The 20,250-nt window shown below is 62.5% G+C and carries 17 protein-coding genes and 1 pseudogene; 4 read left to right on the top strand and 14 right to left on the bottom strand.

Translation table 11 applies throughout. The features are described from left to right. Positions 1-71 precede the first annotated feature (71 nt). Positions 72-1,424, top strand: coding sequence for a purine-cytosine permease family protein (locus ABQJ48_RS22275; protein WP_367840167.1), 1,353 nt, complete (start codon positions 72-74; stop codon positions 1,422-1,424). A gap of 274 nt (positions 1,425-1,698) precedes the next feature. On the opposite strand, the pseudogene ABQJ48_RS22270 reads toward ABQJ48_RS22275, so the two are convergent. From ABQJ48_RS22270 to ABQJ48_RS22230, 9 genes and pseudogenes are all read right to left on the bottom strand, one after another. Next, positions 1,699-1,842: pseudogene (locus ABQJ48_RS22270) on the bottom strand (integrase); the annotation flags it as partial. Further along, positions 1,791-3,830, bottom strand: coding sequence for a heavy metal translocating P-type ATPase (locus ABQJ48_RS22265; RefSeq protein WP_367840166.1), 2,040 nt, complete (start codon positions 3,828-3,830; stop codon positions 1,791-1,793). The pseudogene ABQJ48_RS22270 and the gene ABQJ48_RS22265, both read right to left, overlap by 52 nt. Next, positions 3,827-5,008, bottom strand: a complete 1,182-nt coding sequence (locus tag ABQJ48_RS22260; protein ID WP_367840165.1) for an SPFH domain-containing protein — start codon at positions 5,006-5,008, stop codon at positions 3,827-3,829. The genes ABQJ48_RS22265 and ABQJ48_RS22260 overlap by 4 nt, the downstream gene beginning before the upstream one ends. After that, positions 5,005-6,072, bottom strand: coding sequence for a protease modulator HflC (gene hflC, locus ABQJ48_RS22255; protein WP_367840164.1), 1,068 nt, complete (start codon positions 6,070-6,072; stop codon positions 5,005-5,007). Before hflC ends, ABQJ48_RS22260 begins: the two co-directional genes overlap by 4 nt. Before the next feature lie 76 nt (positions 6,073-6,148). Continuing rightward, complete coding sequence (hflK, locus tag ABQJ48_RS22250) at positions 6,149-8,062, bottom strand: protease modulator HflK (RefSeq protein ID WP_367840163.1); 1,914 nt, start codon at positions 8,060-8,062, stop codon at positions 6,149-6,151. Between the two features lie 452 nt (positions 8,063-8,514). Beyond that, positions 8,515-9,255 (bottom strand): energy transducer TonB, encoded by a 741-nt coding sequence (locus ABQJ48_RS22245; protein WP_367840162.1) that lies wholly within the window; start codon positions 9,253-9,255, stop codon positions 8,515-8,517. Then, complete coding sequence (locus ABQJ48_RS22240) at positions 9,248-9,646, bottom strand: ExbD/TolR family protein (protein ID WP_367840161.1); 399 nt, start codon at positions 9,644-9,646, stop codon at positions 9,248-9,250. The genes ABQJ48_RS22245 and ABQJ48_RS22240 overlap by 8 nt, the downstream gene beginning before the upstream one ends. After that, on the bottom strand, positions 9,643-10,368 hold the full coding sequence (locus tag ABQJ48_RS22235) for a MotA/TolQ/ExbB proton channel family protein (protein ID WP_367840160.1): 726 nt from the start codon (positions 10,366-10,368) through the stop codon (positions 9,643-9,645). The genes ABQJ48_RS22240 and ABQJ48_RS22235 overlap by 4 nt, the downstream gene beginning before the upstream one ends. Before the next feature lie 46 nt (positions 10,369-10,414). Beyond that, positions 10,415-12,763, bottom strand: a complete 2,349-nt coding sequence (locus tag ABQJ48_RS22230) for a TonB-dependent receptor (protein WP_367840159.1) — start codon at positions 12,761-12,763, stop codon at positions 10,415-10,417. 499 nt (positions 12,764-13,262) lie between these two features. Between ABQJ48_RS22230 and ABQJ48_RS22225 the strand changes: the two genes are divergently transcribed. After that, a complete protein-coding gene (locus ABQJ48_RS22225; protein ID WP_367840158.1) occupies positions 13,263-13,649 on the top strand; it encodes a hypothetical protein in 387 nt (128 codons plus the stop codon). A gap of 70 nt (positions 13,650-13,719) precedes the next feature. Here ABQJ48_RS22225 and ABQJ48_RS22220 read toward each other — a convergent pair whose 3' ends face one another. From ABQJ48_RS22220 to ABQJ48_RS22200, 5 genes are all read right to left on the bottom strand, one after another. Then, on the bottom strand, positions 13,720-14,127 hold the full coding sequence (locus ABQJ48_RS22220) for an SIR2 family NAD-dependent protein deacylase (protein ID WP_367840157.1): 408 nt from the start codon (positions 14,125-14,127) through the stop codon (positions 13,720-13,722). A 42-nt stretch (positions 14,128-14,169) separates the two neighbouring features. Further along, complete coding sequence (locus ABQJ48_RS22215; RefSeq protein WP_367840156.1) at positions 14,170-14,379, bottom strand: SIR2 family NAD-dependent protein deacylase; 210 nt, start codon at positions 14,377-14,379, stop codon at positions 14,170-14,172. A 504-nt stretch (positions 14,380-14,883) separates the two neighbouring features. After that, positions 14,884-15,483 (bottom strand): NADPH-dependent F420 reductase, encoded by a 600-nt coding sequence (locus ABQJ48_RS22210; protein ID WP_367840155.1) that lies wholly within the window; start codon positions 15,481-15,483, stop codon positions 14,884-14,886. Positions 15,484-15,559: 76 nt separating this feature from the next. Continuing rightward, entirely contained in the window at positions 15,560-16,537 is a 978-nt protein-coding gene (locus ABQJ48_RS22205; RefSeq protein WP_367840154.1) for a zinc-dependent alcohol dehydrogenase family protein, read from the bottom strand. Between the two features lie 154 nt (positions 16,538-16,691). After that, positions 16,692-17,711 (bottom strand): zinc-binding dehydrogenase, encoded by a 1,020-nt coding sequence (locus ABQJ48_RS22200; RefSeq protein WP_367840153.1) that lies wholly within the window; start codon positions 17,709-17,711, stop codon positions 16,692-16,694. A 96-nt stretch (positions 17,712-17,807) separates the two neighbouring features. Between ABQJ48_RS22200 and ABQJ48_RS22195 the strand changes: the two genes are divergently transcribed. Together ABQJ48_RS22195 and ABQJ48_RS22190 are read left to right on the top strand one after the other, a co-directional pair. Further along, positions 17,808-18,476, top strand: coding sequence for a TetR/AcrR family transcriptional regulator (locus ABQJ48_RS22195; RefSeq protein ID WP_367840152.1), 669 nt, complete (start codon positions 17,808-17,810; stop codon positions 18,474-18,476). A 689-nt stretch (positions 18,477-19,165) separates the two neighbouring features. After that, positions 19,166-20,131 (top strand): helix-turn-helix transcriptional regulator, encoded by a 966-nt coding sequence (locus ABQJ48_RS22190; RefSeq protein ID WP_367840151.1) that lies wholly within the window; start codon positions 19,166-19,168, stop codon positions 20,129-20,131. The last annotated feature ends 119 nt before the right edge of the window (positions 20,132-20,250 follow it).

The raw sequence follows: 20,250 nt of genomic DNA, 5'->3' as shown, positions 1-20,250 counted from the left end.
GCCATGGCACCGGACACGGTCCCTATCACGGCGTCGCTTTCAAACCTGCAGACGCATTGAGGAGCACGATCATGGCCAATCTGGCACAGGAACCAGCCGAAAACAATCTCGATCTATCGACTGTCGCCATACCGGAGAACGCCCGCATGCCGGCGTTTTCGCTCACGATGGCCTGGTGGGCGGTATGCAGCGCGGTGTTCTATATTGTGGTCGGCGCAACGCTTGCGCTCAATTACGGTGCGCGCAACGCGCTGATCGGGATGGCGCTATCAGTGGTGTCGTACGGTCTTGTCAACTCCATCATCAGCCGCTACGCGGTTCGCACCGGCCTGTCCGTCGCGCTGTTTTCACGGGTCTTGTTCGGCAGCGCGGGCGCTGCGCTCGCCACGTTGATCTTCTTCGCGACTGCGATCTATTACGCGGTATTTGAAGGATCTGTGATCGCCGTTGCGGCGCACAGCCTGTTTCCGGTGCTCGACTACCGATGGGCGGCGCTGATCGTCGTTTGCTACAGCGTGCCGCTCGTGTTCGGCAGTGTGCAACACTGGCTCGACAAATTCAACGGTGTGCTGCTGCCGTTCTATCTGCTTGGACTGGTCGCAGCCGTCGCGCTGGCGACCCATGAATATGGCTACAACGCGGCGTGGCTCGACTTCGGCCCGAAAGGCAACATACCGGCCAATGGCTGGTGGAGTTGCTTTGTCTATTACATGGGCGTCTGGGTACTGATGATGTTTACCTTCGATTACGCCCGCTTTGGTCGCAAGGCCGACGCCGGTTATCACGGCCGCTTCAACTTCGGCATGCCGTTCTATCTGGTTACGTTCCTGCTGAATGGAGCGGTCGGCATCTATCTGGTCAGCACGATCCCCGGACTCGGCACACTCTCGGAGGTATCCGTCGTGCTTGCGCTGCTCAAGCTGATGGGGATCTGGGGCCTGCTGTTCGTGTGGGTCACTCAGTCGCGCATCAATACGGCGAACTACTATCTCGCCGCCATTAACATGCAGGCTTTCTTTCAGAAGGTGGCCGCCCTTCGCGCGCCGAAGTTCGTGTGGGCGCTGGTTGTCGGCGCGGTTGTTTATGCCTTGATGATGGCCGACGTATTCTCGAAAATACTGCAGGCGCTTGCGTATCAGGGAATCTTCGTGGTCGCGTGGGTCGGTGTGGCGCTCGCACACATTCTCTCAGCACGCTACGACGAACTGATCGGTAGCGAAATCGAATGCCGCGATTCGCATGTACCTGCTTTCAATCCGGGCGGGTTGACAGCATGGTTTGCAGGCGCATTCGCCGGCCTTGTATTGATGAATGTGTCGGGACCCGTGCAGTCGTTCTCCGCGCCAGCAAGCTTTGTGGTGTCCTGGCTTGTGTATCGGGGCATGCTCAATTCAGCTAAACGAACGTGGTTCGTGCGTGGCTAGAACGTAGGCAGACACCGAAGGCGGCTAGCCGCCTTTCAGGATCTTATATCTCCGGTCCATACACGGTACTTGCCGGATCGGCCGAACTTGGCCGAACTTGGCCGGCTACCCTCTCGGGAGCCCGCGACCAGCGCGAGCTACCTTATTCCCCCTTCTGAATCGCTGAATCGAACATCCACAAGCCGACAATTGGAGTTGCAGTTACGCCGAACCGAGCTCAATCCCTTTGCAAGGCACGGCCCGCGCTCGAGCCCGGTGCGCGGACGATCCTCTTTTAGGCGAGCCTCACCTCGCGCAGCAGGTCGGTGGCAACTTGGGCGTGCAGTGCGGTGGTATCGAGCTGCCGGTGGCCGAGCAAAACCTGGATCAGGCGGACATCGACCTTCTGTCCGGGCAGGTGAGTCGCGAAGCAGTGGCGCTTGTATCGCGGGGTAAATAAGCGCCACTACCTTCGTCGATACGCAGCAGCCGCCCCGCATTCGCGATCACAATGAATGTGCCCAGGTTATGCAACAGCGCAACCCAGACGGCACTGAGCACGCCGGTCGCGGCAAGCGCGATCACGGCGACAGTCCACGCCACTCCGATCGCGGCATTGATCGCCGCCGTGTGCAGGCAGCGGCGCCCGAGGCGGACACACATCGGGATACGACGCAAGTCGTCGCCGAGCAGCACGACATCGGCCGACGCCACGGCAATGTCGATGCCACGCTCGCCCATCGCAATGCTGGTGGGGCCGGCCTTGATGGCGAGCACATCGTTCAGGCCGTCGCCGACGACCAGCGGATGAAAGCCAGCCGCCATTTCCCGCACGACGTAGTCGAGCTTGTCGTGCGGCAGCGCCTGCGCGACGACCATGGCAATGCCGGTCTCAGCTGCCATTTTTCGGGCCACCGGCTCGCGGTCTCCGGTCAACAGCGTCTGGCGCGTCAGCCCAAGCTCCCGCAACTCCGCCAGCGCATCCTTTGCTTCCGCACGCAGTGCGTCGGCAAACCCGAACCACGCGAGCAACCGGCCGTTCAATGCAAGACCGACGCAAGGTCCTTCGATCTCGCGGCGCGGTTCCGGCAAAGCCTGCACGTAGTCCGCGAGCAACCCGTAGCGGCCCAGCACTGCGACGCCTTCCGGCGTTTGCGCAAGGACGCCCAACCCGCGTAGTTCGCGCGCGTGTTCGAACGGCGCCCGTTCGAATTCGGGCGATTGTGCGGCTTCGGTCGCGTAACGCAGCAGCGCGCGGCTCACCGGATGCGCACTGCTGCCACCAAGCCGCGCCGCGAGTTCGAGCACCTGCGCCACGTCGGCGCCCGGTTCCAGCATCACGTCTTCGACACGCATGTCGCCGTGGGTCAACGTGCCGGTCTTGTCGATCACCAGCGAATCGATCTGCGCAAACCTGTCGAGAAACGCGGCGCTTCTGAACAGGATGCCGTGGCGCGCGCCGACCGCAATGCCGGCAATGGCCGTCGATGGCGCGGCGAGCACCAGCGCGCAGGGACACGCCGCGACGATCACGGCCAGCATCGCCGATGCATTCGCCGAGACGAACCAGACGATCGCCGCGATCAGCAGGACGAGACACAAATAACCACCCATGTAGCGTTCGAGTATCTGGATAATCGGCGGCTTTACCTGCTCGGCACGCTGCATCAACTCGATGATCCTGCCGAGCGTCGACTGCTTGCCCGCGTGAGTGACTTCGATACGCAACGGACCGTCGAGATTCATCGCGCCGCCGAATAAGGTCGAGCCCGGCGCAACATCGAGCGGCACTGACTCGCCGGTAATCGGCCCATTGTCGACACTGGAGCAGCCATGCTGAACGACACCGTCGGCAGGAATCCGCGCACCGGCTACGACCTCGATGTGGTCGCCCGCCCGTACCGCGCCATATGGCACTTCTTCGATCGCGCCGTCCACCTTCACGCGCCGCACCTTGCCCGACGTCAGCCTGCCGAGCGCCCGGATGGCCTCCTGCGATCCGAGCACGCTGCGCTCTTCGAGTGCATGTCCGAACGTCATGACGATCGGCAATAACGCGGCCGTCGCCATGTCGCCCACCGCCCATGCCGCCAGCATGGCGAGTGCGATCAGCCGGTCAGTCACCCCGTGCAGACCAGGGAATTTCAGACTGTGCCACGCGCCGGCGAACACCGGTCCGGCGACAATCAGCGAAGCGAAGCCGGCCAGGACCTGCGCAAGCGCTTCATCCGCTGGAACGATGTAGTGCCATGCCGTGGACAGAATCAGCAGGCCGCCGGCCAGCAAGGCAAGCGCGACTTGTCGCGTGACGCCCCGTTGCTCGGAGGCCGTCAAAACAATCGCACGCCTCTGGGCGATGCCGTTCGCTTCATCCGCGTGCGAGGCGTGGTCACCTGTGTGCGTTGTGTGCTCGACGCCGATACTCATCGCACATTTCCCGGCAAGATCAGATTCGATGTGTCGTGCGGTCCGACGGTCGTCACGCTGCCCGCTTTCGAGAGGATCGACCGGACGCGGTCCCGATACATGCGCGCCAGAAGCCCGGGATCGCTGTTGGTGCGAAGCGGCACTTCCAGTTGCTGGATGGTCATGGTTTTAGCCTGCGCAGTGGCGACACGCTCAACGGCGTTCGCCTGTGCGTTCTGCACGATCCGGTCGGCGTCCTGTTGCGCATCCTGGCGGATCTTTTCAGCGGACGTGCGCGCTTCGGCCATACTGCGCTCGGCCACCTGCAACGAGGTCAGCACCGAATTGAACGCGTTCACCGCGGCAGCCGGAAATGCAACCTCGACATCGACACGCGCAACTTCCACGCCGAGTCCCGCGTGCTGCGCTTCGAGCTGGCGCAGGCGGCGTTCGATTTCCTGCGCGAGATCGCCCCGCAAACGCTCACGCTTTACCGCGACCTGCTGATCCGCTGACAATAATTCGGGACGTGCGACGAGAATCGCATCCAGGCCACGCTGGGCGACGACATCGACCGCCGACGCGGACGCGATCCGCTCGAGCGCCGCAGCAAGCTGATCCTTTTGCAGGACATACGCATAGGGATTCACCACCCGGTAGTACAGCGTGACGCGCGGCTGCAACACGCCATTGTCGCCAGTGAGCACGTAGCCGGATCCGGCCAGCGCATCGGGTAACTGCGCGGGCAACCGCGCACCGGGCGGCGTCACGTCGGGGCCGGCCACGTTGTCCGGGGCGCGCGGTGGGCCGGAGAGCATATCCCGCGGCTGGATCACGGCCCCGGTGTCGGACTGTGCTTGAGCCAGCGGTGGTGCTCCCGGCAAATTCATATCCGCGGCGCGCGCTCGCGGATCACGTTCGAGCGACTGGATGCGTTGCTCGAGAACCCGGGCACTGCCGGGCACCAGCAACGTCGACTCGAAGGGGCGTGGCCAGGCAATCAGCAGACCCGCTTCCTGAGCGCGTACGAACGAGCCGAACCGCAACACGACCGCCCGGCTATCAGGCGGAATGCGCCGGATGTTCGACCCGGCCCATGCGAAAGCGGCGAGCACGACCAGGGCGGCAACAAACCAGAACGAGAGTCTTACTGCCTGGGCGCCCGGGCCGAGCGGCGGCAAGCCGGCGTCCGAATTCATCGCGCGGATCTCGCTTTTTTCGAGGCGGACACCGAGCCGGTACCGGGCTGCGGCAAGGGCTCGGGCTTCAGTTCGGTGGGGCCCTGCACCAGCGCCTGGAACGGTGCGGCATCGGTGCGCAGGATCAGATTCGTATTCGCGCTGACCACCGAGTCGAGGGTGTCGAGCGAGCGTAACATCGTGTAGAGCCGCGGATTGCCCGCATAGGTGTTGCCATAGATTGCGGCAGCATCCTTGCGGGACTGGGCCTCGATCTCCGCCGCTTTCACATTCGCATCGGCGACGGCAAGCCGGGCATCGCGGTCCGCATCCGAGCGGATCTGCGCGGCCTCGCGGTTACCGTCGGCCGTGCGCTGCGCGGCCACCGTCTCGCGCTCGGCGCTCATGCGGCTAACCGTGGCCGCGAGCGTCACAGCCGGCAGCGTTAAGCGCTCCAGCCCCACCTGCACGACGTGCACGCCGTACGCCGAATACAGTTGCGCGTCAATCTGACCACGCAAGTCGTCTTCAAAAGCAGAGATGCGTACCTGGGACGGATCGGTATTGACCAGCGACGCAAGGTCGAACCCTGCCGATGTGGTTTGCAGCGACGAGCCCAGCAACGAGCGGATTTGCTGCGCGGCTTCGTCGGGCTGGTTGCCCACGGCCCGAATGAAACGGCGCACGTCGTTCGGGTTCGCTGCGACGCGCCACGCGACATACGCCTGCACGATGATCCGCAAGCCGTCCCGCGTGCCCACGTCCTGCAAGCCGCTCGACGTCGTATGCAAACGCAGGTCGACCGGCACCACCGCTTCGATAGGCGCCGGCAGATGCCACGCGAGGCCAGGTTCGAGCAGCACACGCACGGGTTGACCGAAGCGCGTGATCACAGAGGCTTCGCCGACGCGCACGGAGATAAAACTCGCCACCGCGATCGCAACGACCACACAAAGCAACGCAAGCAGAAGCCGTATATAGAACGAGAACGGGCCGCCGACCGCGGCCTGAGCATCGCTGCCGCCGTGATGATGGTGACCGTGCCCGTGATCGTGACCATCTGAATGCGAATGGAACAAACTCATATCGTCACCTTAAAAACAGCTTCGCCGCCATTGGGCGTGAGTACCAGTACGATGCGCATACGGTGTAGCTGGGACGTCAATTGCCGTGACGAATACCGGCGAGATCGCCGACGGTGAACGAGCGCAGGTCGATGGTGGCCCGGCGGTCGGCTGTCAGCCGGTCGTCGATCACCGTGATGCGCGCATTCTGCAATCCTTGCTGTAACTTGCTCAGATAGTACTCGACGGGGAAAGCCGGTCCGCCCAGCCGGTATGCCACCGTGTCGGCTTCGAAGTTGATTTGCTGCACGCGCGCCGCCGCAATCGTGTCAGCCGCCCGGGCGCTCGCCTGGGCGACGCTGATCAGTGCCTGTTGCTGCGCATTGCCGAGCAAGCCCGCCGCAAAGCCGTGTGCCTCGGCAACACTCGCGTGCGCACGAATCTGGGCTGCCTGCACATCGTGATAGGCTGCGGCCGCTCCCGACGGCGGATGCACGCTCTCAATCACCACCGCCACGACTTCGATGCCACTGTGGAGCTGGTCGAGTTGCCGCTGAACGGCACGGCCCACGCTCTCGGCCATGACGGTTTGGCGCGTCTCGAGCAAAGCCTGCAGCGTATGCGACGCGAGGTAATGCACCACCTCCCGATTGGCGATTGACCGGATGGTGCTGTCGGGATCGACCGACCGGTACAGTGCCGCACGCGCCGCCGTATCGCTCGAGCCAACGCGGTAGTCGAGCCGCACGTCGGCGTTGACGATCTGAAAGCCCTGCTGCTCGCCAGTTGCGCCTGCGATCACCTGACTCGTCTCCCAAGGATGCTGGACGTCCCAGAGACGATTCAGCTGTTCGGGCGTCGGGCCGTCGGCGGAAGTGGATGGCGCCGCGACGCTGCCGTCGTCGGCGCCGCCCGACACGATGAGCTGATGCACGGCACCGTTGTCGACAGGGCGAGCCTTGCCGAACGGCCAGGGCAAACCGAAGTGAAGGCCCGGCGGCCAGACCGCTACCGGTGCACCGAATCGTTCGTATACCGCACGCTGCGAAGGCCCTAGCACGACGACGGACGTCAACAACCACGTACACGCCACCATCGCCACGACGGTGGCAGGCAACAGTCGCACAAAACTGCGCAGTACCCAGTTCTGACGCAGATCGATACCGTAGCGGTCATGCAACCCAGCGCCGATAGACGAGAGCGGTGAGCGGCGATAACGCAGCACGCCGGCGATGATGCTCGACGGGACATGAGCCACCTTCGCGCCAACGCGCGGCGCAAAGAACCACAGATGCGCGGCGCGGATCATCATTTCGACGGCAATCGCAGCCGTGAACACCGCTGCAACCTGCACCACCAGATCAAGCACCGCGTGCAGGTAGACGAAGCACGCCGCTGACAGCGCCGCAGCCACAGCACACACCACCAGGACGCGCAGCATGCCCGCGAGCGACACCGATAGCGAGGCCCGGGATTGCTGCGCATCCTGTGCATAGAACCGCTCGGCGACGAGCGTGAGAAAAGCAAGCGTCAGTGCAGCAGCGCCGCTAACGATCACAAGAGACGGTGAGAGCATCGCGTGAACGATCGTAGCGGCCGAAAGGGGATGCAGCGCCGTAGTGGCGATCGCGACGGAAAGACAGCCACAAATGGCCACGCCCCACGGTTGCCAGTGGAGAGTTCGGACTGCGAGACTCAAGGACGGCACGTCGGCGTCTTGCCGGACAAGTTGCCTGACGAAGCTTGCGCCCCGCTTCCAGCATGATTCCTGTGCCGGATCAGGTGGCGTGCCAGCCATCGACGAGCGCCATATCGTGACAACAAACACGTTCAGGCACGCGCTCGCCAGAACCGCGCTCCAGCGCAGATCGATGGGTACCGCTTTCAAAAGGCTCAGGGTGCCGAGCAGACCCGCCAGTCCCAGGGCTACCCATCCAGTCAACGAAGTTTCGCCACGTCCAGACGGTCGCTCGCACAAATCGATTTCTTCGCCGGCAGGCCGATCCGACATCAGTATTCCTTGCGAACACGTTACAAACCGGTGATGTGCAGCGTCACAGAGGGCAACTGCAATCATCCGCGAGCCGCAATTTAGCGCGCCGCGATAGGAAACTCAAGCTTGCATTCTGCGAGTAGACGACCGCGAACTGGCGTATGCAACGTAACTGTCTTCGCGGTGCCGACTGCCCATGTTGATATGTAGCAGCGCACATATCCCGGCGTCCCGACTCTTCTTGCCTTGGGAGTGCCCCGGCACGAACAGGACGTACGGGTTGGTCTTCGATTGTTGACGTTTGTACGACGCCTGCCCCCATGCGCCTGTGGCGCGCTCACATCTGTGGTCTAGAGCAGGCATCCTACAAAGCCAAACAACAGGAGAGCATGCATCAAGCCAGTTAGCGAGCCTCGCGGCACTGGTCGCTGATACATCGGGTCACCGCCATGGCATACGCCAGGCGTGCGCTACTGGACCACAAGGTGGACGCGAACGTCTTGATGGCTCTCGACCGGCTTGCCATTCTCGGTCGCGGGGAAGAAGCGCCAGTTGTGCAGCGAGGCGAGGAGCAGCCGGTTCAGACGCGGCTGTTGCGTCGGCTGCAGGAGTTCTACCTCGACGGAGCCGTCCGGGTGAATCGTGAAACGCGCAAGCGCAATGGCGTGGTACGCGGCTTCGCGCAAGTCGTCCGGGATTTCCGGTAGTGGCTGCGTGATTACACGCGCGCCAGTATGGCCGCTGCCGCTGGCGGCGAGGTCCGTCGCGGCCGGTGAGCGATTCGCGGCACTCTCCGATGGCATTGCCGATGCCAGTGGCGCAGAAGGGGCTGGGGATGGCTCCACGGAAGGCGCAGCACGGCCCGGGGGTGCAGCTGGCGGCGCCACAGGCGCCGCAGCTTGCCGGGACGGTTCCTGGTGTACGGGAGTTACATGATGCACCGGCGCCGGCGTTGCCCGCTTAATGTTCGCCGGCGGTGCCGGACGAGCCGGCGCGGGCGTGCTTGTGGCCGGCGGCGGGGACTCTATTTCAACGAGTTGCGCGTCGAGATTCGGAGGCGAGGGCGGCGTGATCTCAGGCGTCACGAGCAGTCCGCCGACGAGTACCAGCGCTGCGCACCACAACCAGAACGCGACGGCCACCACCACGAGGATGCGGGTTGTCGGTTCGTCGAGCAAGGACGTATTGCTGCGGCGGCCAACGTTACTCATGGTGAACGGCGATCAGGAAGTGCTGCACGCCGGCTTTCCGTGCTTCGAGCATCGCCTTCACGACCACGCCGTGCGACGCGGCGTCGTCGGCGGTCACCACCAGGTTGCCGTCCGGCTTCAGCAACGGCCGCAGATCACCGGCAAGCGCAGCAAGCTGCACTGGCTGGCGATTGACGAAGATAGCATTCGCACGCGTGACCGTGAGTGTAAGCGGTGTGTCCAGGTTGAGCCGTTGCGCCTGTCCGCCCGGCAAGTCGATTTTCATCGAATCGAGCCGCTGCATCGAAAGCGATGCGAGCATGAAGGTCGCGAGCAAAAAGAACATCACGTCGATCATCGGGATGATTTCGATCTTCCCGCGCCGAGCCTGTCTTGAACGTTTCAGTTTCACTTGCGAGGTCCTTGCGCATGCTCACCGGCGAGCCGCAGATGCGCCGGCCCTTCCGCGCGCTCCCGGTCAAGATGGCGTTGCGCCGCCCCTTCCGGATCTTCCTGGTCAAGTCGGAGCTGCCCGATCAGCCGTGTGCCGACCCGCTCGAAGTGATCGAGCAATTCGCCGACCCGCCGGGAAAAATAATTGAACGCGAAGAGCGCGACAAGAGCGATCACCAGGCCGATTGCGGTCGCGACCAGCGCTTGCGCGACACCGCCCGTCACACCGGTCGGGTTCACGACGCCCTGTCCGCCGATCAGCCGGAACGAGTGCATCATGCCGATGATCGTGCCGAGCAGTCCCAGCAGAGGCGCGGCCGTCACGACGGTTTCCAGCAGCCACAGCCCGCGGTTCAGGGCGCGCTCGATATGCTGCGCGGCGGTCTCGGCACGTGACTCGATCCACCAGATCGGCGCCTTCCCTGCGTCGAGAATCGGCGCGGCGAAGCTGCGCAGCGCATGGCGCTCGGGCAGCGCCGCAATCTGTGCGCGTATCTGCGCGAAATCGACGACGGGGGCCTCGATCAGTTGGTCAATGCGGGCTGGAATTCGCGCGAACCGGTGCAGCGAATAAGCCTTGTCGAGGATGATCGCAAGTCCGGCCACCGCGAGGACGGTCAACGGGTAGATGACCCATCCCCCCAGGCGGACAGCGAGAAACAGTTGGGAAAAATCGTTCATGGTGTCGTGGATTCCTGCTCACGCGGCGGTATGCCGCACGGGCGGTTTAGAAGTACTTCGTGATGCCCGCGTAGAAAGCGCGCGTCGGTGCGAACTGCGGGGCGCCAACGCCGATCCCTGAACCGTCGCGCAACTGGTAGGCGCGATTTAGAAGATTGACCACGACCAGGCGTCCATCGAAGTTGCCGATGAGGGGCGCCTGGAAGTGGTGGATGACCGCGAGGTTGATATTCACATAGAACGGCACATGGTCCGTGTTGGCAAAGCCGCTGCGCAGACCGCTGCCAAACGTGGTGTCCGCGCTGTAGGTCGTGCGCGCAAACGTGTAGGCGATCCCCGCCGAACCGGTGATCAACTGATCGTGGTCCAGGTTGACGGGATGGCTGGCGATGTACGCAAGTTCATCGGGTGAGAAGTTGAACTGGCCCGAGACGATGTTTTCGCCAGTTGCACGGCTGAGCGCCAGGTTCGCGTACGCGGAAAAATGCTCGTCCTTATAGTTGGCGGTGAATTCGACGCCGTAATCGTGGCCGGTCTGGTAGTTGAACGGCGTGTTGATCAGGGCGGTGCCGAACTGCCCTTCGTCGAGCAGATCGGTCGCCTTCTTGTAGTACGCATCCACGCCCACCGTCACCGCAGAGGTGACGCGCTGGGTTACGCCGACATCGAAGTAATGGCTTCGCTCGGGTTTTACCGGCGAATTTTGCGGACTCGCAGCCTGGTTTGTCGTGTTGTTGAATTGCGCCACCGTGGTCGGCGCGATCAGTTCGAGAGGGGGAGGTGTGAAGTACCGCGCGTAACCGGCATGCAGCGTGGTGCTCGGCGTTGCCTTGTACACCACGCCGACGCGCGGGCTCAACTGGCTGGCATCGACAACTTCGTTCATTCTGTCGTAGCGCAGTCCGTAATTGATGATGAGCTTGTCGTTCACCTTCCACTCGTCTTGCACATAGACGCCAAAGAGCCGGCCGATCGTCGTGCTCGCGCTGTTGATCGTGAAGGGCTGGTCGGAGGACTGCGCGCCATCGACAGTGGGGAACACGGAGACGCTGTCGTTGGCGACCGCGCGGTCCTGCTCGAAATACACGCCGGCGCGCAGCGTATGCGAACCGTTCAGCCGGTAGGTGGTATCGCCCTGCAGTCCATTGGCCCAATTGCTGCGGAAGTCTTGCGAAGCGACGCCGTTAAAGAGCAGATCGCCGATCGGATCGGGGTTGAACTGCGTGCGCGTATAGCGCGTGAAGTACGCGACCTGGTAGTCGAGCTTGTCGCCGTTCGTCCCCTGCAACGCGACGGTCGCGAAGTTGTTGAGTTCACTCTGGGTTTCGTTGAGCGCCGCGGAATCGAAAGTAGTCCGGCCGTTGAGCACGAACTGGGTCGGTTGCCCTGGTGTATTCGGAATTTCGAACTGGTTGCTCGCGGTGCCAAAGGTGACGCTGACCCGGGTAAGCGGATTGATCAGGTACGACATGTAGCCGAATGCATTGCCTTGCCGGGTGTGGTCGTGCAGCGGCGAGCCGTCCGAGGTCGGCGCTTCGATGCCGAGATCGTTGACGCCGGCCGAACTGCTGAAGTAGTAAGTCAGCGCACCCTGGGTGCCGTACACGTCGCCGCTGGTCTGCGCGGTGCCGTGGCTGCCGCCGTACACGCCTAGCGCGCCGCCGTTGCCCGCTTCGCCCGACTTGGTCGTGAGGTCGACGATGCCGGCGGTTCGCAACCCGTATTGCGCGGGAAGCGCGCCGGTGAGCAGGTCCACCTGTTGGATGATGCGCGTATCGAAGGACTGGCCAAAGCCGGAGATCGGTTCCGGAATCATGATGCCGTTGATCCGGTATTGCAGGTTCGCGTGTTCGCCCCGCACGTGGACCATGCCATATGAATCCTGCGCGACGCCGGGCGCTTGCAGCAGGACCTGATTGAGCGGCGTCGCATCGCCTTGCGGCATGTTGCGGATGTCCGCGTCGGTAATGCGGTAGACGCTGCTGCCGGTTTCCGGCGACAGTCCGTTGCGTGCCTGGTCCAGGCGCTGGGCACTGACCCGCACGTCAATCGCGTCGCTTTTTGTAAGCGCGACCGTAACGGAACTTTCCGTTCCAGGGCTGGTTGTGGCGACGCTGCTCCCGCTAGTAAATCCCGTTGCGGTGACAACGATTGCGTAAGTCCCCGGCGCGACGTCCCGCACTGAGAAATGCCCGCCTGCATCGGTTTTTGCGGTTGCTGCGGACGCCCCGGTGGCGGTTTGAAGGACCACATTCGCGTCCGCTACAGGCTTGCCGAGACTATCTGTGACGAGGCCGCCTACCGAGCCGTCGCCCGGCGCAGCATAAACATGGCCTGCTAGCGCTTGCGCGAAAAGCAGCAACGCGGCGTGAGAGAAAAGTGTGCGATGTTTCATTAGCTTGACTGTCGTTGTTGAATAGGTCGCATCGCACCACGCGGTATCCCCTGCGTCGTCGCGCCCAGTTGTCCTTGTGCCGGGCAATACGCACTGCGGCGGTGTTGTAACCCACCGCTATCGGAATCGGTCATCTTTTGCGCCCAAACTGTTAGATGCAATGCATATTGCAATGTTATAACATTGCAATAAAGAATAATACAGGCACGGCGTTTTTTTCGCACCTGACTGCATTGCGAGGCGAGTACGAAAGGTCACCCAGCTCGGGAGCAGGATTCGCACAACCCCTTGATTTCAGTTTCGTGGCCGTCGACGACGAAGTGAGCGGTGCCTCTATTTGCGAGGGCGTCACTGCGCCCGTTTTTTCCGCGATAGCCACTCTATCGCCATCGCGAATTCGTCTTCAAACCACCGCTGGAAAGGATCAAATACTTCGTACTGCCACAGTGCATTCCGGTCCGGATGCACGACGACATACTGAGGTAGTAGCGAGTCGTCGATGCAACCCGTCGCCGTACGGCGCAGGTCCGAGTCGAAAAGACGCAAATTGCTGGATGCCACCGGCGTTGAAGTAGTCACGCATGCACCTGTCGCGGCGCTGCCGTATCCAAGCTTCCGCGCCGGCCAGTTTCTGATCAAGCAGTCGGAGCCGGTCGAGATCTTCGTTACTGAGATCGCACAGGTCAAGGCCTTCGATGAGGCGCGGATATTGCCTCGTACGGGGAACCTGAATTTCCTGTCCCGCGATGTGGCCACGGGCTGCAATCTTGACGAGGGCCTCCAGCATTTGCTCAATGGCATCGGCAGCATCGCTCGCCTTCCAGAGCGTCACGCCAGACGTGTGGCGAAGATAGTGCACCATTGTGCGCAGCCCTGCCGTGTCTAACGGTTCCATGCGCGACAGGTTTTCGTCGTCTGGTTGACTGCCGCTTTCCACCGCGATGCTCTTTGCTCATTCATTTCACATCCTCCTGATCGGGCCAGTTGAGCATTCCTTCGAGCCGGTTGAGCACGTCGAGCGCATTGCCGGCAATGCCAACTCCGGGCCGCGGATCAATGGCGTATTCGCGCGGATTGATCCGGCTGACGCGCGGGCCATGCCGCTCGCTGAAGTGCCGCGCCGTCGGGATTGTCCGGCCCGCGCCAAGCGCGACGACGACAGGCCGGCGTAGTGCGGTAAGCCAACTTCCGAACTGCGCCATCTGCCGGTTAGTCCGGCACTCGACCCATGCCGAATCGCCGAACATAAGGATATTGGGGCGCGCGACCGCGCCACATCGCGGGCACCGGGGCAGCGACGACAGCAGGCGGCAGCGTGTTTCATCCACCTCGGGCTCCAGTTCGTCAGCCGGCCACAGGTGCAACCGGCAAAGGTCCGAACACTGGAGCCAGTAAATCGAGCCGTGTCACTCGACTACGCGCTCGTCTGCAAAGGCCGCCTTCTGGAAATGCCCGTCGACGTGACTCGTGAACACGAAAGCGCCGATCCATTCGCCCCACTTCCGGAGAATGTCGAAGCCACGATGCGGGACCGTCCGGCGGTACAGATCGAGGCGTCGCCCATAGAAGCCCCAGGCACGCGCCGGATCACGGCGAAACGCGACCGGGTTGACCATGTCCTCGAAACGTATAACCGACGCGGTCAGGAACGGGAAGGCAGACTGTCGGCATGGCATCTCGACCAGGACGCGTTCGAGACGAGAACTCCACTTATCTGAAGTTTCACGATATTTAGCAGACCAGACGACATTTGGCGGTTCCACGCGGTCCGAACGCTGCGCGGCCGCTCGCTGCACACCGGGACGACGAGGCGAACGAGTCCGTCAGCGGGCGGGGTTGGCAAGGGAAGTGAGGCGGGGTCGATTCACGGTTTAGACCGGTTGTCGGCCTGAGCCGTCATTGGAATAGGCTGGGTTCTACGTCAGCAATGCGGCAGAGTGCTGACTGTCACAGCGTCAGGCAGGCGGACGGCAGCTTTCTCCATAGGTGAACTCACACTCACGACCCGTTGCCGACGTTCGAAGTAGCGTCTCGCCACCGGCAGATTACAAAGGGCAACCGGACATCCAGCCGCCCTGTTCCCCGAAATAACGCGACATGGGTTTGCATACCTTGCAGTCCTATGCGACGATCCAGTCGTGACCAGCAATTGGACCACCCGCTTGCTGCATGCGACCGCCCGAAACCAGATCGCCAAGATTCACAGGTGCGTAGCCAAAATCGTTGACGAGTCCGATCACCACCGCGTTCGCGTCCTTGTGGTCACCGGAGACGAAGATGACGCGCTTTCCGCCATGAAACTTGGGGCCCTTGTGGTAGTGCTCCATGCGGATGGCATTGAAGGCCTTGACCACACGAGCCCCTGGCGCGTGTGCCGCGACGATCTCGCTGGCGCCCTTGTCCCCCAAGTCGGCCAGAATCAATTGAGGCTCATATTGCGTAAAAGGGTTGGTGGTATCCACCAGAATGCGACCCGCCCAATTGGGCAGCCGATCCAGGGCCGAAGGGACTTGAAGCCATGGAACGGCGAGCATGACCAGCTCGAGCCGGGCCACCTCCTGAACCGTATCTGCCGACGCGTTCGGACCGAGTCCGGCCACGATACCAACCAAAGCCTGCGGCCCACGACGAGCGCTCAAGACAACCTCATGTCCTGCTTGAATGGCACTCCTGGCGATGGACTGCGCTACAACGCCGGCTCCAATAAAACCAATCTTCATTTCGACACCTCAGCGGCAACGTAAGTCAACGAAGCCATGCTCGTCCAGGAGCACGGCACTTGGGAGAACAGCCAGGTCAGTTCGATGAGCGCAAGTCGAGCAGCACCTTGCCACCCTTGATTGCATGAGCCACGGCCTTTTGGTAGTCCGCAAGCGGATAGACGGCAGCCACAGGCAGGTTAAGTTCGCCGCGAGCCATCAGTTCGGCAGACTCCTTGATTGCGTCCATGATGTACGGCAGGTATTCGGGAAGGTCGATGTATATGCCGCGCACGACGATGCCGCGCAGATGCAGGTCCACGACCTTGACCGGCGTGACCGGCTCGCCGCTTGTGAACGCGTAACTCACCAGGGTACCGTTTTGCGACAGCACGTCGATCAGGCGCACCGCAGCCGAACCGCTCAGGCCGTCGATGGCCAGACGGACGTTGCCCGGACCGACCGCGGCCCTGGCTTTGTCGATGGCGCCCGGCTCATCGACGAGCACGACGTCCCCACCAGCTTCTTCCAGTTCCTTGACCAGTTCCGGACGGCGTACGAAGTTGACGGTCCGCAGACCACGCTTCTTCGCCACCGCGATCACCGTGCGACCGATGCCGGAGTTGGCCGCGTTTTGCACGACCCAGTCTCCTTCCTTGAGGTCAACGAAGCGCCCGAGCAGAAGTACGGCCGTGGGAGGATTGATGCGCAGCATGGCCAGTTGGCGTGGATCGACGTTGGCCGGCAGCGCAATCAGCCCCGTGGCCGGGATCACCAGGCGCTCGCGCCAGGTCAACGCATAAAGCGGGGGCAACACGCGGTCGCCGACCTTCACGTTGGAGACATTCGAGCCGACCTGCAGAACTCGCCCGACGCCTTCGTTGCCCACGATCGAGGGCAGTCGAGTCGAGTAGACGAAGCGATTGGTGATGACGGCCAGGTCATTGCCGTTGATGGGGGCATACTCCATCGCGATCAGGACTTCATTCGGGCGGGGGCTGGCCGGCTCCGCAAGGTCAACGAGTTTCAGCGTCTCGACGGGGTCGCCGAAAGCGGTATTCTGGATAGCACGCATGGCTTACGTCCTTTCATAAGATGCTCAGCTGGAAAGCCGGGAGGCAATACTTCGGCACTCGGCGCTCATTTCGAAATCCTGCAAAAACCGGGTTGAACGCAACCAGGCCGCCCTCACGACGAGGAGCGCCTCACATTGCGCAGGACGCGTAGCGCTAGAACGCAAGCAGCACCGTGCCGGTCCTTCCCCTGCGGTACGTATGTTCGAGCGCTTCCAGGTAGTTGCTCGACTGATATCGTTCCGCTACGGGGAAAAGGCTCGGGAAGTTGCGTGCGAGCTCGAGCGCCTTGGCCACGTCTGCCTCGTGCACCGCCGCAGGTTCCAATTGCCAACTGAACAAGGACACACCCTTGATGGTCAGCGCTCGAGGGGCGATGGAACGAATGTCCGTCGTATTGCCACCCAGGGAGCCGTAGCTAACGATCGTTCCACCGCGAGCGAGGAAGCTCGCTACGTCGGGCAATAGCGCGCCGCCGACGCCATCGAACGCCACGTAGACAGGCTTGTTCGCCAGCGCATCGCGCAGCTCGTCCTTCCAGCCCTGGTTCTTCTCCGTGACGATGACAGAAAGGTGGGGGCGAGCAGCTTTAAGCGCTTGCGCGCTCGCCGCGGAGCCGACGAGCAGGATCGGATTGACGCCCACTTCGACGAGCAGATGAGTGAGCAGCTTTCCGACGGCGGAATTGGCAGCCGTCTGAATAACCGTGACATCTTCGCGCCTGTCTTCAGGCAACGCGTTGTGACCAGCCCGCATTGCAAGGCGTGCCGTCAACGTGTTGACCAACATCTGCGCTGCGACCTCATCGCTCACTTCATCGGGCACGGGTATCAGCGACTGGACTGGCGCGGCGATCCTGGAACTCCAGGCGCCGTTTACGGGAAAGAAGGCCACCCGTGTGCCAACCTGAATCCTGCGTGAAGGGGCGACGTCAGCGGCCAGCGCTTCCACCACCCCAACACCTTCGACGCCGGGCACTAGACCTCCCCTCGGGATAAGGCGAGCCGCCCCAAAGGCCGGGGAAGCCGAGACGCCCAGCAAGTCGCCCGGGTGAACCGGTGCGGCGGACACGCGCACGAGAGCCGTTCCGCTCGCAAGAGGGGGGGCCTCGGAAAACGCCTCCAGCCTGAGCACCTCGGCAGGCTCGCCGTGGTTGTTGTGAACAATTCGCTGCATCACAGACTCCTTCTGCAAGGATTTGATTATTGGAGCGATCGCTCCTTTATGGCAGAATAGGTTTGTCTTTACAGCATGTCAAGGATTTTTGGAGCTATGACTACAAAACAAGATACGCAACCCCGGCGCAACCGCGGCAGGCCCTCGACCTTTGATCGCACAGAAGCTCTGAACCGGGCCATGGATCTCTTCTGGGAGCAGGGATACGAAGGAACCTCCTTTGACCAGTTGATCCAGGCCATGGGAATCAGCCCGTCGAGCTTCTATAACTCGTTCGGCAGCAAGGAGAAGCTCTACAGGGAAGCGACTGACGCATACCTGAGCCTGTCCGAAGTCTGGTTTGCTGGCGGACTGTTCGGCACGGCCGACACGCGAGAAGCGTTCACGAAACTTCTCGACGCCACCGTCGTGGAATTCACGCGAAAGAGCCACCCGCCGGGCTGCATGATCTCTCTGGCCGGCACTCACCTGCCATCCGAACTCGCCTCTATTCGCGAGACGATGGCCGAGCACCGTGCAAAGGCTGAAGACATGATGGCGCAGCGGTTGCGCAAGGGCGTCGAAGACGGCGACTTACCGCCTGACACCGACGTGCCGGCACTTGCTGCCTTCTACAGCGCCGTGACCCGTGGAATGGCCGTCCAGGCACGGGACGGAGGCAGCCCGCAGAAGCTGAAGGCGATCGCAGACGTCGCCATGCAAGCATGGCCAGCTCAAAGCCGTCGGGTAAGGCCTGCAAGACTCCGGGGGACTCGCGTCGTCTGACTGGCCGTGCTGCACGGAGTGGTCCAGCACCGGCGCCCGCAGGGCGTCGATTTGGAGCGTCATGCGCGGGCGATATTGATAGAGCCACTTGCCAAGTCGATGATGACATTGTGGTCGAGAGTGAGCTTCATAACTCGGACCTACCTCCGACTGGATTCTGAGCACCGAAGGATCCGCGCTCACCCACGGCGTGCCAATGCTGCGTCAGTCCACGAAAGAAAGAGCGAGCAACGTAACCTGTCAGAAGTCGCTGCCCGTAGGCAGTAGGACTGAAATGTTCGCCGAGTCAGACGATGGCCACGCGAGTTCGAGTGACGACTGAAAGTCCGCTATCCGGGGGAAGCCGACGCTTGAGTGTCCGTCTGAGCGCGCAGACGAACGACTGGAGATGGCCGGGTTCAGCCTGATGGCGACCGCTGGCACTTGGCCGCCACTAGGCCGCCGGCGAATGCACCAAACCGACCCACTGCAGCCGGTCGCCCGTGCTTCAACCGTACGGCCGTTGTCTGTGCAAAAGCGACGGAGACTGTTGAGTATGTGCTGCTACAGCTAGTTCTCTCCGTCTTCCCTAGGGAGGTCGTCGACACGCGAGCTAGCCTGCCGTGGCAAGTCCGCAGCCCGCTGCAGTCGTGCGACAATGCGTCATCGCCTTCCAGCTTTGGCCGGCATTGCTGCGTTCTTTCGAACGAATGTCCATTTCAACGCCCTTGTCGTCGTTCCCGCGCATCTCCGCAGCACACCTCGATGAACTCATCGCGCTGCTCGAGATCCGCGTCCTGGGCCTGTCCGAGTGTCTCGTAAGCGAAGGGTTCGTGCTCGAACTCGACGGCAACGCAGCGCCCGGAATCCACTACATTCTTTCCGGCAGCGGGCTTCTACACATCGAAGGGGCCAATTCGGTACCCCTTACACCGCACACGCTGCTGATCGTCCCACCGCGACATCCGCTGAAGCTCGAGGTGCCCGCAAACCAAACGGGCATCGCACCGGTCGTCGTATCCGGCCGCGAGCATAAGCGTGTCGTCGATTCCATCAACCGGTTCCGCGCCGGATCGACTGAGCCCATGACCGTGATGATCTGCGGTTACTTCACCGCGGCTTTCGGCGCCTCGATTAATCTCTTCGAAATGCTCTCGATGCCGATCGTGGAGCAATTCGATCCGTCCGACCGGCTCGACGTGTATCTGCGCACTGCCTTCGAGGAGCTGATGGCACAGGAAATCGGCGCCGGTGCGATGTCGGGCGCGCTGCTCAAGCAGGTGATCGTTGCGCTCGTGCGCCGCTCGCTAAAAACCAGCGCGCTGTGGATGGAACGTTTCGCACTGCTCGGTGACCCCCAGATCGCGCGCGCGTTCGCCGACATGACCGCGAGGCCTTCCGCGCCGCACACTGTCGAAAGCCTTGCGCAGATCGCCTGTCTGAGCCGATCCGCGTTCATGGCGCGCTTCTCGGCGGCCTTCGGCCAGGCGCCGATGCAGGTGCTTCGCGACATGCGTATGCACCAGGCCGCCGCCCAGTTGCGCGCCGGGGATCTCGCGCTCGACCAGGTGGCGCACAACGCCGGCTACGCAAGCCGCGGTGCTTTCATACGCGCCTTCCGCGAAATTTATGGCGTGGCGCCCGCCGAGTATCGAGCCACACCATCCTCATCCTGATCCTGATTGGCACGGCGCGGATTGACGCGCCCGCTCGACGCCCGAAGGGCAGACTGCCGACCCACGAGCCGGACTTTTGCGCACATTTGCGGGATCCTGTGCGCGGCGATCGCTCCTAG

Origin of the sequence: Paraburkholderia suaedae (genome assembly GCF_040812055.1) — a bacterium.
Taxonomy (GTDB): domain Bacteria; phylum Pseudomonadota; class Gammaproteobacteria; order Burkholderiales; family Burkholderiaceae; genus Paraburkholderia.
The sequence above is the reverse complement of the archived record's forward strand: the minus strand, read 5'-3'. Positions and strand labels throughout refer to the sequence as shown.

What these genes read in the sequence shown, in the direction of transcription:
- ABQJ48_RS22275 (WP_367840167.1), top strand. Translation starts at nt 72, where the DNA reads ATGGCCAATCTGGCACAGGAACCAGCCGAAAACAATCTCGATCTATCG.
- ABQJ48_RS22265 (WP_367840166.1), bottom strand. Translation starts at nt 3,830, where the DNA reads ATGAGTATCGGCGTCGAGCACACAACGCACACAGGTGACCACGCCTCG.
- ABQJ48_RS22260 (WP_367840165.1), bottom strand. Translation starts at nt 5,008, where the DNA reads ATGAATTCGGACGCCGGCTTGCCGCCGCTCGGCCCGGGCGCCCAGGCA.
- hflC (WP_367840164.1), bottom strand. Translation starts at nt 6,072, where the DNA reads ATGAGTTTGTTCCATTCGCATTCAGATGGTCACGATCACGGGCACGGT.
- hflK (WP_367840163.1), bottom strand. Translation starts at nt 8,062, where the DNA reads ATGTCGGATCGGCCTGCCGGCGAAGAAATCGATTTGTGCGAGCGACCG.
- ABQJ48_RS22245 (WP_367840162.1), bottom strand. Translation starts at nt 9,255, where the DNA reads ATGAGTAACGTTGGCCGCCGCAGCAATACGTCCTTGCTCGACGAACCG.
- ABQJ48_RS22235 (WP_367840160.1), bottom strand. Translation starts at nt 10,368, where the DNA reads ATGAACGATTTTTCCCAACTGTTTCTCGCTGTCCGCCTGGGGGGATGG.
- ABQJ48_RS22230 (WP_367840159.1), bottom strand. Translation starts at nt 12,763, where the DNA reads ATGAAACATCGCACACTTTTCTCTCACGCCGCGTTGCTGCTTTTCGCG.
- ABQJ48_RS22225 (WP_367840158.1), top strand. Translation starts at nt 13,263, where the DNA reads ATGCAACCCGTCGCCGTACGGCGCAGGTCCGAGTCGAAAAGACGCAAA.
- ABQJ48_RS22215 (WP_367840156.1), bottom strand. Translation starts at nt 14,379, where the DNA reads ATGGTCAACCCGGTCGCGTTTCGCCGTGATCCGGCGCGTGCCTGGGGC.
- ABQJ48_RS22210 (WP_367840155.1), bottom strand. Translation starts at nt 15,483, where the DNA reads ATGAAGATTGGTTTTATTGGAGCCGGCGTTGTAGCGCAGTCCATCGCC.
- ABQJ48_RS22205 (WP_367840154.1), bottom strand. Translation starts at nt 16,537, where the DNA reads ATGCGTGCTATCCAGAATACCGCTTTCGGCGACCCCGTCGAGACGCTG.
- ABQJ48_RS22200 (WP_367840153.1), bottom strand. Translation starts at nt 17,711, where the DNA reads ATGCAGCGAATTGTTCACAACAACCACGGCGAGCCTGCCGAGGTGCTC.
- ABQJ48_RS22195 (WP_367840152.1), top strand. Translation starts at nt 17,808, where the DNA reads ATGACTACAAAACAAGATACGCAACCCCGGCGCAACCGCGGCAGGCCC.
- ABQJ48_RS22190 (WP_367840151.1), top strand. Translation starts at nt 19,166, where the DNA reads ATGTCCATTTCAACGCCCTTGTCGTCGTTCCCGCGCATCTCCGCAGCA.